We start from the raw sequence: 12,358 nt of genomic DNA, 5'->3' as shown, positions 1-12,358 counted from the left end.
CGATCGGATGTCTCTACCGATTCCACAGGATATGAGGAGGCGCTTCCTCAGAGAAAATCTGCGCAGGAACGAGGAGCGCGATGAGGCCTTTTGCCGCATCATCCGCTCGGTGCCGAAGGGCAAGGTCTCGACCTATGGCAAGGTGGCGGCAGCGGCGGGTTATCCGCTGTATCACCGCGCGGTGGCAAAGCTGCTGCGCTCGGAGCTGAGCCAGGTGCTGCCGTGGCAGCGCATCGTCGGCGCAGGAGGAGAGATCAAGCTGCGCGGAGAGGCCGCACGCGAGCAGCGGATGCGACTGGAGATGGAGGGCATCCGCTTTACCGGCAAACGAATCGACATGGATCGCTACGAGCACGAGCTGCGCAGCTGGGAGACCTTGTAGCAGCTGAGAGGACTCTCTAGTCGAGGTCCGCGAGATCCTGCCTCCCCAATTATTTCCAGCGCAACAGATCGCCGGGCAACAGAACGATCTGCTGAATGGCGTCGAGCGTCGGTGCAAACTTCACCTCGGCGTAATCCCCTGTCGCAAGCTGGCGCTTCAGAGAAAACGACGTTAACGCGTTGCCCTTCGCCCTGACGTCGACGACGTATCCAAGCGAGGTGCCGAACGGAAGCAGCTCCTGCTTTCCGTTGATCTCAATGGAGGACAGCAGATTCACGGCGGTTCCATTGAAGAAGACGCAGGCCTCCCCTGCAGGGATCGATCGCGGACAGCTCCTCGGTTCGTGGACGATCGCCGTTGTCAGCTCGGGCATCTCCGTTGCGGTGCTGGTGGCGGCGATGATCCCGGGCAGATTGTCGTGATCGCCCGCCTCTGCGAGAAACAGACGCAATGCGGGCTTGTCGCGAAGAAGAGAGGGCAGATCGAAGATCGACTGTTTCTGTTCGCGGCTGATGCTGGCCTCTTTGCGGCCCATTGCCGAGACCTGGCGCAGGCCCACGTTCCGGCCCGATGAGGAGACGACGCGATAGACAGCTTCGACCGAGGTCAGCTTGCCGTGGGTGGAGGATAGCTCCTTCTCCCGGAGTGGCCGCTCCAGCTTCAACTCCATCCCCGGAACGAGGTCCACATATCCGGTTCCGCCAAACGAGTAGAGGAAGAACGCGACCTCTGCTGCCGGTAGAGGCATGCTCTCGGCGATGAGACGGCGGATGGTGAAGAAAGGCAGGTTGGCAGGAAAGCATGACTGATCCTGCAGCCGCAACAGCTCGTGAATGAACTGTGACCACTCGGCATGAATGTCATACTTTGTTGCCGAAGCAGCCCATCCCTGTTCCGAGGGGCTGCGAATCGTCCAGCGCAGGACGCCTTCCGCCATGACCGGATTGAGCGAGAAGACCTCTCCCGCGATGGCGCATGATGAAGAAGATTGCCCTGCTGATGCGGGCCTGCCTGCGAGCAGCGGAACACTGGTGGTTTGATATCCTGCAGCGTTCGCGGTCGCGGCACCTGGGACTAACAAGGCATAGCCTGTCTTTTCTTCGAGCACCAGGCTCTGGACGACTGGCCGAACGCGCCGATGCGCGCAGCTGGAGCATGCGCCGCAAAGCAGCAGAAGAAGAAGGCCGCGAAGGTTTCGCACCATCAGCGTTTTTCCCCTCGATCCCGGGCAAAGGAAGACTCGATCGCCGGTAGACGTTGAGCGTTTCGCATCTCTCCTGTAAGAATGCTGCGGACGTCACTTCGAGATTCCATACGCTCCACGATAGCCATGCCGTCATGAAAAGTCACAGATTCCATTCCTCGAGGAGAGCAACTTTCATGAAGCGTCCCGTTGTCGCATCATCTTCCCTGGCACTACTGTTCGCAGCTTGCTGCCTTCCCTGCTTCGCGCAGGAGATTCGGCCCAACGTCGATCTCACCCGGCCGCAGAACTACACGCTGCATCGCGCCTCGAGCACGGACCCGCTGGGCGGCAATGCCGACTCACGCATTCTGCAGCCTGCGGCAACCATGACGCTGCTGGATACGGATGGGCCGGGGCTGGTCTCGCATATCTGGATGACCATCAGCGATCGCGAGAAGTACCACCTGAAGCGGATCGTCCTGCGCATCTACTGGGACAACGAGAGCTCGCCGAGCGTGGAGACGCCGGTGGGAGACTTCTTCGGCCTGAACCTGGGGGATTATCACAACTGGGAGTCGGCGGTGCTCTCCGTCGGCAACGACCGCGGCATGAACTGCTTCTTCCCCATGCCGTTCCGCAAGCATGCGCGCATCACGCTGACCAACGAAGGCAGGGTCGCGGCGCAGAATGTGTACTTCAACATCGACTACCGCATGGGGTCGAAGACGGCGGACAACGAGTCGCTCTACTTTCATGCGCAGTATCGCCAGGCGGCTCCAAACTCCGCGTGGACGACGGACTGGTACGCCAACGGCGATCCCGCGATCAACAACCGGCCGAACAAGGATGGCAAGGACAACTACGTCTTCATGGAGGCCAATGGGCGCGGCCACTACGTGGGCCTGACGCTGGGCGTGCTGCAGAACCAGGATGGATGGTGGGGCGAAGGCGACGATATGCTGTTCATCGACGACCCGACAACGCCCGCTATCGTCGGCACGGGTGCGGAGGACTACATTCTGGGTGCGTGGGGCTTCGGGTCCAACCGCTTCTCGTATCAGAGCTATGGCGCACCAATTAAGGGCGACGAGCTGGCAGGCAGCCGCACGATCGTCTATCGCTTCCACCTGGATTCGCCGGTTCCGTTTTCCAAGTACTTCAAGGGCACGATCGAGCATGGCCATGCCAACCATCGCACCGACAACTACTACTCGGAGAGCTACTGGTACCAGGCTGAGCCGCATACCCCGTTTCCTCCGCTGCCGCCGGTAGAGACGAGGCTTCCGGCGATCTTTGGGACGGGCGGGCCGGGCAACGGGCCGCAGAAGAATGACGCGCCACCACTTCCGGCTGCTCCAACGCAGGCTCCGCAGGCACCACCATCGGTGGCGACGCCCCCCGGAGCGGCGAGCCGGACGAGCGATCCAACGACGACTCCTCCCGCAGCACAGCAGCCTCATTGAGCACCGGGCTTGAATCTCAATATAGGACTAAATTAGTCTGTCTTCGTCTGCACCATTGAAATTTGAAGGGAACGAAGACGATGAAGAAGTGTGCCGCATTTGTGCTGGCAGCAACGACCGCTCTGGCGCAGGATGCGCAGCTGGAGCGCGGGAAGAAGGCGATCGAAGACCGGACCGGCTGTTTTCTGGTGGACTACAGCTTCGTCGAGACGGAGGCTTTGAAGCCTGGGTATACGAAGGACAACCGCGTTTACGACGTGAACCTGAACAAGTCGATCAAGGAGTGGATCGTCGCTACGGAGATCTCACCGACAAGGATCAAGCTGCAGCATGTACTGCAGGGGGTCGACCTGAAGGGGGAACATATGCCGGGCGGCATTATTCGGCATACGGGCGAGGACTGGGAGTTCAATGCGAAGTCGCTGTTTGACTACCAGGGGAAGGATACCTGGGTGGCGAAGGATCTCTCGGCGACGCCAAACCTCTGGCTGCGGCGGGTGACCTCGCTGGACGACGGGCTGCGTTATCAATGCGCGGCGGCATGGTCGACCGATACCGAGTATGCCAGTTGGAGCTGCGACGACATAGCGCCGATCCCGGGGCGCGAGTACCGCGACATGAAGCGAAAGGACTATCAGGATCTGGAGCGCGGGAGCAAGCTTGTGGTCTATGACCGAAGCTGGCTGGAGCGCGAGAAGAATACCAAGATGATCGACGAGGCTGGGACCAAGACGCCTCTGGTCAAGGAGTTAGGTAAAACCTGGTACGTTCGGCTCCCCGACAATGAGTGCAAAGATGCGCGGGACTTTGCCTCGAAGGACCGAATGATCTTTTGGGACATTACACGGGAGGCCTGGGACGAGGAGCTGAAGGGGGCAAGGACCTGGACCGATGCTCTAACGCCGAAAGGGAAGGACTCGCGCTACGGAATGATCTCGGATCTTGAAGAGACGTGGATCAAAAAGGATCTGACGAAGCCGGAGAACCGTGCGGCAGCAAAGGCAGCGGTGAAGAAGGTGATCGAAGAGACTCAGGCCAGGAAGTAAGGGCTTGCTCTTGCCTTTCCTTTGGCATTTGAGAGGCAGGAGTGAAGTTAAAAGCAAAAGCCCCATCCGAAGATGGGGCTTTTCGATGTAATGCCGGCGATCACCTAATCTCCCACACACTTACGCGTGCAGTACCATCGGCCCAACGAGGCTTAACTTCCGTGTTCGGGATGGGAACGGGTGTGACCCTCGCGGTAAACTCACCGGCAAACTTGAGAAATTCGCTCGCGCGATACTTCACAACTGAATAGATTGAGCAGACATTTACCAAATTTGCGTATTACGTAGTCTTTTATAACTACAAAGCTTGTATTGAGTCTCTCTAGCGCGAATGAATCTCACTGCGCAGAGTAAATTCTATGGACAAGCCGAACGGGCGATTAGTACTGGTAAGCTTCACACATTGCTGCGCTTCCACATCCAGCCTATCAACCAGGTGGTCTTCCTGGGCCCTTCATTTCCCTTACGGGTTGGGAGATCTCATCTTAGAGCGTGCTTCCCGCTTATATGCATTCAGCGGTTATCACAACCGAACTTCGCTACCCAGCCGTGCCATTGGCATGACAACTGGAACACAAGAGGTTCGTCCATCCCGGTCCTCTCGTACTAAGGACAGCCCTCTTCAAATCTCCTACGCCCACAGCAGATAGAGACCGAACTGTCTCGCGACGTTCTGAACCCAGCTCACGTACCACTTTAATAGGCGAACAGCCTAACCCTTGGAACCTTCTACAGCTCCAGGATGTGATGAGCCGACATCGAGGTGCCAAACCATTGCGTCGATATGAACTCTTGGCAATGATCAGCCTGTTATCCCCGGCGTACCTTTTATCCGTTGAGCGATGGCCCTTCCATACAGAACCACCGGATCACTAAGGCCTGCTTTCGCATCTGCTCGACTTGTAGGTCTCACAGTTAACCACACTTATGCCTTTGCACTCGACGGTCGATTTCCAAACGACCTGAGTGTAGCTTCGCGCGCCTCCGTTACAATTTAGGAGGCGACCGCCCCAGTCAAACTACCCGTCTTACAATGTCCCTCTCCCAGATCATGGGAGGAGGTTAGGATCACAACAATCGCAGGGTGGTATCTCACCGTTGGCTCCACCAAATCCAAGAATCTGGTCTCAAAGCCTCCCACCTATCCTGCGCAGCAATTGCCGTAACCCACTGTAAAAGTATAGTAAAGGTGCACGGGGTCTTTTCGTCTAGCTGCGGGTAACCGGCATCTTCACCGGTACTACAAGTTCGCCGAGCAACTCGTTAAGACAGTCGAACGATCGTTACTCCATTCGTGCAGGTCGGAACTTACCCGACAAGGAATTTCGCTACCTTAGGACCGTTATAGTTACGGCCGCCGTTCACCGGGGCTTCAGTTAGAAGCTTCGAGCTTGCGCCCTAACCTCTCCCTTTAACCTTCCGGCACCGGGCAGGAGTCAGCCCCTATACGTCGTTTTAGACTTTGCAGAGACCTGTGTTTTTGTTAAACAGTCGCCGTTCGCATTTCGCTGCGGCCACGAGAGGCTATGCACCTCCGTGGCGACCCTTCTCCCGAAGTTACGGGTCTAATTTGCCGAGTTCCTTAACAAGCTTTCACTCGAGCGCCTTTGGATATTCTCCTCGTCTACCTGTGTCGGTTTGTGGTACGGTTCCCAATTTCTCTCCTTAGAGGTTTTTCTTGGCAGCATGAAATCAGCAGCTTTCAGCCATTCGGCTTACTGCTTTGCGCCTCACTGTTAAGTCTTCCCGGATTTGCCTAGGAAAACCAGCTTACGCGCATCGAACCCCATAGCCATAGGAGGTCCTGCTTATCCTTCTGCGTCACCCCATCGTGATAACGAAAAACTGGGAGGTCCGGAATATTAACCGGATGTCCATCGCTTACGCCTTTCGGCCTCAGCTTAGGGACCGCCTAACCCTGAGCGGATTAACCTTCCTCAGGAAACCTTAGACTTTCGGCGGGGAGGGTTCTCACCTCCCTTATCGCTACTTATGCCGGCAGGGTCTCTTCTCAAAGCTCCATCAGTCTTCTCAGTCTGACTTCATTGCCGTGAGAATGCTCTCCTACCACGCACATCAAAGATGTGCATCCGCTGCTTCGGTATACAGTTTTAGCCCCGTTGTATTGTCGGCACCGGACCTCTTGACCAGTGAGCTATTACGCTTTCTTTAAAGGATGGCTGCTTCTAAGCCAACCTCCTGGCTGTCTGAGAGTTCCGACTTCCTTTCCCACTTAACTGTAATTTGGGGACCTTAGCAGGCGGTCTGGACTGTTTTCCTCTTGACTGTGAAGCTTAGCCCCCACAGTCTGACTCCCGGGCTGGTTGTGATTGGCATTCGAAGTTTGGCTGGATTCAGTAAGCCGGAAAGCCCCCTAGTCCAATCATGTCTCTACCACCAATCCAAATCACCCGAGGCTAGCCCTAAAGCTATTTCGGAGAGAACGAGCTATCACGGAATTTGATTAGCCTTTCACCCCTACCCTCAGCTCATCCGAGCTTTTTTCAACAAACACCGGTTCGGTCCTCCAGTGAGTGTTACCTCACCTTCAACCTGGCCAAGGGTAGATCATCCCGCTTCGCGTCTATTCCTGCCAACTTATCGCCCTATTCAGACTCGCTTTCGCTGCGGCTCGCTCACGCTTAACCTTGCTGACAAGAATAACTAGCCGGCTCATTATGCAATAGGCACGCGGTCAGACATTCCCTTACGGGCATAGTCCTCCCACTGCTTGTAGGCACACGGTTTCAGGTACTTTTCACTCCCCTCAATGGGGTGCTTTTCGCCTTTCCCTCACGGTACTGGTTCACTATCGGTCAGAAACGAGTATTTAGCCTTACGGGATGGTCCCCGTGGATTCAAGCAGGGTTTCTCGTGCCCCGCCTTACTCAGGTACCTGCTTCGAGTCTGGATCAATTTCGTCTACGGGTCTGTCACCCTCTTTGGAGCCTCTTTCCAGAAGCTTCGACTATCGACCAGATTGGTAACTCTACTGTTGCAGGCCCTACAACCCCCGAACTACCTAAATAGTACGGGTTTGGGCTGTTCCGATTTCGCTCGCCACTACTTTCGGAATCGAGGTTTCTTTCTCCTCCTGGAGGTACTGAGATGGTTCACTTCCCTCCGTTCGCTTGTTCTCACCTATGAATTCAGTGAGACATACATACGGTTTACGTATGTGGGTTTCCCCATTCGGAAATCTCCGGATCAACGCCTGTGTGCGGCTCCCCGAAGCTTATCGCAGCTTGCCACGTCCTTCATCGCCTGTTTCTGCCAAGGCATCCACCGTGCGCCCTTAGTAGCTTGACCATAGAATTTACTCGCACGCAGTAGAGAAACAACCTCTACCCATTTCAAGCAATCTACGTTTGTCCATTCGCCTGTATCATTATGTTGATACGAATTATCTAAAGACACTCAATAACTGTTCCACTCGCTTCCTGCTTTCGCAGTAGGCGGTGGGCTCAGCCTTGTAGTTATATTTACCCAATCTATTCAGTTGTCAAAAATCGTCGAGCGACTTACGTCGCTGTCGCGCCCTCAGGCGGCTCGAGCATTCCTGCTCAAGGTTCAAACTCCGCTTGCGCAGAATTTCAACCTTTAGCAGGCTTACTATCCTTATTCGAGAGAGGATGGTGGAGCTGACCGGGATCGAACCGATGACATCCTGCTTGCAAAGCAGGCGCTCTCCCAACTGAGCTACAGCCCCATCGCTCTGCCAGTATAGCAGAATTTTGCGTAAAGGTGGTGGGCCTGGGTAGATTCGAACTACCGACCTCACCCTTATCAGGGGTGCGCTCTAACCAACTGAGCTACAGGCCCGTAACAGCGGCTTCTAGCTGTTAGCCCCTAGCATTTAGCTAAAAAGCTAACGGCTAGGAGCTACTAGCTGGCTTTTTCTCGAAAAGGTTTCGAGGACACAGTTGAACGTGCGGAGCGGCTACGCCGCTCCTGACCATCGATGTTGATCGATATCGGCAAAGAGAAGGTTTAGTTCAGGCTCATCTTGAGCAGACTTGATAGCTCAAGATGGTACATGACAACGTCCCGGAATACTCAGCTACTAGAGCTGCTCGCGGTCGCGAGGCGTATCCGAGTGCCATGACGTTCTCTCTTAGAAAGGAGGTGATCCAGCCGCAGGTTCTCCTACGGCTACCTTGTTACGACTTCACCCCAATCATGAATTACACCTTGGGCGGCTGCTTCCTTGCGGTTAGCGCACCGACTTCTAGTGCAACCCACTTTCGTGATGTGACGGGCGGTGTGTACAAGGCCCGGGAACGTATTCACCGCAGCATGCTGATCTGCGATTACTAGCGATTCCAGCTTCATGGAGTCGAGTTGCAGACTCCAATCCGAACTGAGGCCGGCTTTTTCCGATTAGCTCCCCCTCGCGGGTTTGCAGCGGTTTGTACCGGCCATTGTAGCACGTGTGTAGCCCTGGACATAAAGGCCATGAGGACTTGACGTCATCCCCACCTTCCTCCCCGTTATCCGAGGCGGTTTCGTCAGAGTGCTCAACTAAATGGTAGCAACTGAAGATAAGGGTTGCGCTCGTTGCGGGACTTAACCCAACATCTCACGACACGAGCTGACGACAGCCATGCAGCACCTATATAGCAGTCTATTGCTAGACGCCGATATTTCTACCGGATTCCACTACATTTCGAGCCCAGGTAAGGTTCTTCGCGTTGCGTCGAATTAAACCACATGCTCCACCGCTTGTGCGGGCCCCCGTCAATTCCTTTGAGTTTCAGCCTTGCGACCGTACTCCCCAGGCGGATTGCTTATCGCGTTAGCTTCGGCACAGCAGGATTGGGTACCTGCTACACCAAGCAATCATCGTTTAGGGCTAGGACTACCAGGGTATCTAATCCTGTTTGCTCCCCTAGCTTTCGCGCCTCAGCGTCAGTTATGGTCCAGTGAGCCGCTTTCGCCACAGGTGTTCCTTCCGATATCTACGCATTTCACCGCTACACCGGAAATTCCACTCACCTCTCCCATACTCAAGCCCGACAGTTTCTAATGCAGACTCTGGGTTGAGCCCAGAGATTTCACATCAGACTTGTCAAACCGCCTACGCGCCCTTTACGCCCAATAATTCCGAACAACGCTTGCCCCCCTCGTATTACCGCGGCTGCTGGCACGAAGTTAGCCGGGGCTTCTTCTATAGGTACCGTCATTATCTTCCCTATCGAAAGGAGTTTACATCCCAAGGGATTTCATCCTCCACGCGGCGTTGCTGCGTCAGGGTTTCCCCCATTGCGCAAAATTCCCCACTGCTGCCTCCCGTAGGAGTCTGGACCGTGTTTCAGTTCCAGTGTGTCCGTGCGCCCTCTCAGGCCGGATACAGATCATCGTCTTGGTGGGCCATTACCCCGCCAACTAACTAATCTGCCGCGAACTCCTCTTCAAGCGCATTGCTGCTTTGACCCGTAGGTATTATGCGGTATTAGCCGAGATTTCTCTCAGTTATTCCCCACTCGAAGGTAGATGATTCACGTGTTACTCACCCGTGCGCCACTGTACTCAGGACCGAAGTCCCTTTCTCGTGCGACTTGCATGTGTTAGGCACGCCGCCAGCGTTGATTCTGAGCCAGGATCAAACTCTCGTTTAATCTTGGTGTGTCTGCTCACAGGACGGAGGTCCGTGAGATCAGACGCCTTCGCTCGCTCGAAAGGAGCGAAGGATATAACTAGTGAGAATGACTAAACCAAATTCCGTATCATCTCACGACTGGCACGTTCAACTATGTTGTCAAAGATCCCAACTGCATCCACACTAGGCGGGCAGCTTTGGATCAAGGACATATCCGGCTCAAAGCCAGGACAGTGTCCTCGAACTTGATGCGCTGTTTTCGTCATTGTTTTCGCTGCTTTCAGGCGACTCACTCAGCCTTACTCTTTACTTCTCAGCAGCGTTCGACGTTTTAGCGAACTTTCTAAGATTATCAATCTTAGCGTTTCGTGTCAACCTCTATTTTTCAACTTTCTTTCAGGCTCAACCCCGAATCTATCGGAAAGGTCTATTGCCATTCAGAAGCGAAAGCAGAGTCAATTTCGACACTTCGCTACGCGCAAATTTCAAAATACCGTTACGACGCATAAAACGCCGCGAAGCCTGGGCTTCTATTCTATATAACCTGCAGTGACTTGGGTTTGATTCGGCTGGCCAGTGGCTCATTTGCCGCGATCTAACGCTTGGACTGCGCTTCAACTTCCTTGACCGCCTTACTGTCGGCTCAGGTGCGAAGCATTTTTGCTACTTGCTAAGAGTATCGAACTTTTTGCTTTTTTGCAAGTTCTAACTCTTTGCTTTGTTGCCGTTTCGCTGCGCCCGACTCACTGTCGGTTGCTGTCAGCTCACTGCGACTTCCTGAGAGTAACAGTGGGGGTGGGGTGGCGCAAGGCTTATGGCCTGTTAAAAACAGGATTAAACTGTAGAAAAGTCGGTTTCATCCAATAATGACGCGGTATTTATCTTCGGCTAAATTCCTGATTTTAAGTGGGTTCTGCACTATTTATGGTGCGCCATGCGGGAAATGCCCCGCAAAAAGAGCCATTGAAAGGACACAGGGGAATGTAGAAAGGCCCCACATCTCGGAAACGAGAGGTGGGGCACCTGTATTTGTAGCTGGTGTTGCTGTATCTATAGCTGGTTTATCTATCGCTGGATTGATAGCCCTGCATCTTCTGTATCTGCCCTTGCCTCTATAGCTGGCTTATTAGACCAGCTATGGCTTACAGGATCAGTGGACACGGAAGCTTTGCAGCATGGAGTTGTAGAGCGGCTTCAGGGTGGGGTAGTCCGCCTCGGGGGCGATGAAGATGATGTAGTTCACTGCGCCGTCGGGCCGGGTGATGGTGATGAGCAGATCACGCTCGGGCAGAGCGTTGTTGCCGTCGGAGATGGGTGAGCGGCCGCGCAGCTCAACGGCGGTGGCGGGCTGGCCCCCTACGGTGAGCGTAGTCATGTCGCTGACCTGCTGCATGCCTCCGTTGTCCTGGCTGAGCTGGCGGGCGATGGCGGAGGTGGCCTGGGTGAGCGCGTTCTGATCGCTGACGGCGGTCTTGAAGCGTGCGCCCTCGACGATGGCACCGTAGGCGATGCCGGACTGGCCTGAGCCATTGGGCGGAATGAAAGCCACGCTGCCGTTATCGCCTTCGCCCTTCTGCCAGGAGGAGGGAACGCTCATGGTGAAGGTCTTGCCCTGGTAGGCGGAGAGATTGTCTTTGAGGCCGAGCGAGGCCTGGGCGAGACGGCCGGAGGCTCCGGCTGCGGTCTGGGAACCGGCGGCGGCGGGAATGATGGTGGGCGGCCCGCCGGGGAGCAGGGCGTACCTGCCGGAGTTGCGCCAGGCTCCGGCCTCGACCTCCTTGGAGTTATAGACCTTCTCCTTGAGGGCGAGGGCCTTGGAGCGGGTGAACTCGGCGGTGGTGACGGTGGGTTTGGAGCGGGGCGGCAGAGAGGCGATCTCGGCGGTGACATATTGCATGCGGTTGCCGGGATTGGGGTGATCGCTGAGCCACTCGGAGCCACCAGCGCCGTACTTGGCCTGGATGGTCTCGAAGAACTGGGGCAGGCCGCGGGGATCGTAGCCTGCGTCGTAGAGGATGTCGGTGCCGAGCAGGTCGGCCTGCTTCTCGTCTTCGCGGGACATCTTGAGGAAGCCGAGGCCGGTGACCATGCCGATGCCCTGCGCGGCCATGTTGCTGAGCGCGCCTCCACCGAGGAGAACACCGGCGGCCAGCTGGCCGAGGCCTGCCCACATCTTGGGCGCCTGCTGCTTGGTGAGATTGCAGGTGGAGTGACGCAGGACCACGTGCGAGAGCTCGTGGGCCATAACTCCGGCGAGCTGGGCTTCGGTCTCCGCAGCATTAATAGCGCCGACGTTCACGAACATTGCGCCGCCGGGCAGGGCGAAGGCGTTGATCTCATCGCTGGCGACGACGTGGAAGTTGAAGGGCCAGCGATGGCCGGGGGTTACGTCCACCAGCTTCGCGCCGAGGTTGCGCACATACTGCGAGAGCGGAGAGTTGTCGGGCAGCACCGGCATCTGCTTGAAGACTTCGGCGGCGAACTTGGCGCCCTCGGTCTGCTCCTGCTCGACGGTGTAGGCGTTCTTGCAGGGCGGAGGAATCTGGAAACGCGCCCAGGCAGCGGGGGCGAGGCCCCAGAGCAGCAGGAGAACAGTGATGACCGGCCCGATACGGCGGTGGCCAGCTTGCCGACAACGATCGCACAACATGAAGTCCCTCTCAGAAGATCCAGTAATCAGGC

Annotated in this window: 6 protein-coding genes, 2 tRNA genes and 3 rRNA genes; 4 read left to right on the top strand and 7 right to left on the bottom strand. The window is 56.0% G+C overall.

The annotated features are described in order from the left end of the window. The first annotated feature begins 7 nt into the window (after window positions 1-7). Window positions 8-382, top strand: a complete 375-nt coding sequence (locus PW789_RS16345; protein WP_299378542.1) for an MGMT family protein — start codon at window positions 8-10, stop codon at window positions 380-382. 49 nt (window positions 383-431) lie between these two features. Here PW789_RS16345 and PW789_RS16340 read toward each other — a convergent pair whose 3' ends face one another. Continuing rightward, window positions 432-1,319 carry a hypothetical protein gene (locus PW789_RS16340; RefSeq protein WP_299378540.1) on the bottom strand — a complete coding sequence of 296 codons (888 nt, stop codon included), beginning with the start codon at window positions 1,317-1,319 and terminating at the stop codon, window positions 432-434. 38 nt (window positions 1,320-1,357) lie between these two features. Here PW789_RS16340 and PW789_RS16335 point away from each other — a divergent pair, with 38 nt between their 5' ends. The 3 genes from PW789_RS16335 (at window position 1,358) to PW789_RS16325 (ending at window position 4,077) form a co-directional block, all read left to right on the top strand. Beyond that, window positions 1,358-1,636 (top strand): hypothetical protein, encoded by a 279-nt coding sequence (locus PW789_RS16335; RefSeq protein ID WP_299378538.1) that lies wholly within the window; start codon window positions 1,358-1,360, stop codon window positions 1,634-1,636. Window positions 1,637-1,762: 126 nt separating this feature from the next. Then, a complete protein-coding gene (locus PW789_RS16330) occupies window positions 1,763-3,031 on the top strand; it encodes a DUF2961 domain-containing protein (RefSeq protein ID WP_299378536.1) in 1,269 nt (422 codons plus the stop codon). An 80-nt stretch (window positions 3,032-3,111) separates the two neighbouring features. Further along, complete coding sequence (locus PW789_RS16325; RefSeq protein ID WP_299378534.1) at window positions 3,112-4,077, top strand: DUF6607 family protein; 966 nt, start codon at window positions 3,112-3,114, stop codon at window positions 4,075-4,077. Window positions 4,078-4,168: 91 nt separating this feature from the next. Here PW789_RS16325 and rrf read toward each other — a convergent pair. The 6 genes from rrf to PW789_RS16295 form a co-directional block, all read right to left on the bottom strand. After that, a 5S ribosomal RNA gene (gene rrf, locus PW789_RS16320) occupies window positions 4,169-4,285 on the bottom strand. Between the two features lie 151 nt (window positions 4,286-4,436). After that, window positions 4,437-7,386: ribosomal RNA gene (locus tag PW789_RS16315) — 23S ribosomal RNA — on the bottom strand. 324 nt (window positions 7,387-7,710) lie between these two features. Beyond that, window positions 7,711-7,786 (bottom strand) — tRNA-Ala (locus PW789_RS16310). A gap of 36 nt (window positions 7,787-7,822) precedes the next feature. Next, window positions 7,823-7,899 (bottom strand) — tRNA-Ile (locus tag PW789_RS16305). A 296-nt stretch (window positions 7,900-8,195) separates the two neighbouring features. Beyond that, a 16S ribosomal RNA gene (locus PW789_RS16300) occupies window positions 8,196-9,695 on the bottom strand. The 16S, 23S and 5S rRNA genes sit together here with 2 tRNA genes alongside, the layout of an rRNA operon. Before the next feature lie 1,131 nt (window positions 9,696-10,826). Further along, window positions 10,827-12,326 (bottom strand): M48 family metallopeptidase, encoded by a 1,500-nt coding sequence (locus PW789_RS16295; protein ID WP_299378532.1) that lies wholly within the window; start codon window positions 12,324-12,326, stop codon window positions 10,827-10,829. Between the last annotated feature and the right edge of the window lie 32 nt (window positions 12,327-12,358).

Origin of the sequence: Edaphobacter sp. (assembly GCF_028283685.1) — a bacterium.
Lineage (GTDB): Bacteria > Acidobacteriota > Terriglobia > Terriglobales > Acidobacteriaceae > Edaphobacter.
The sequence above is the reverse complement of the archived record's forward strand: the minus strand, read 5'-3'. Positions and strand labels throughout refer to the sequence as shown.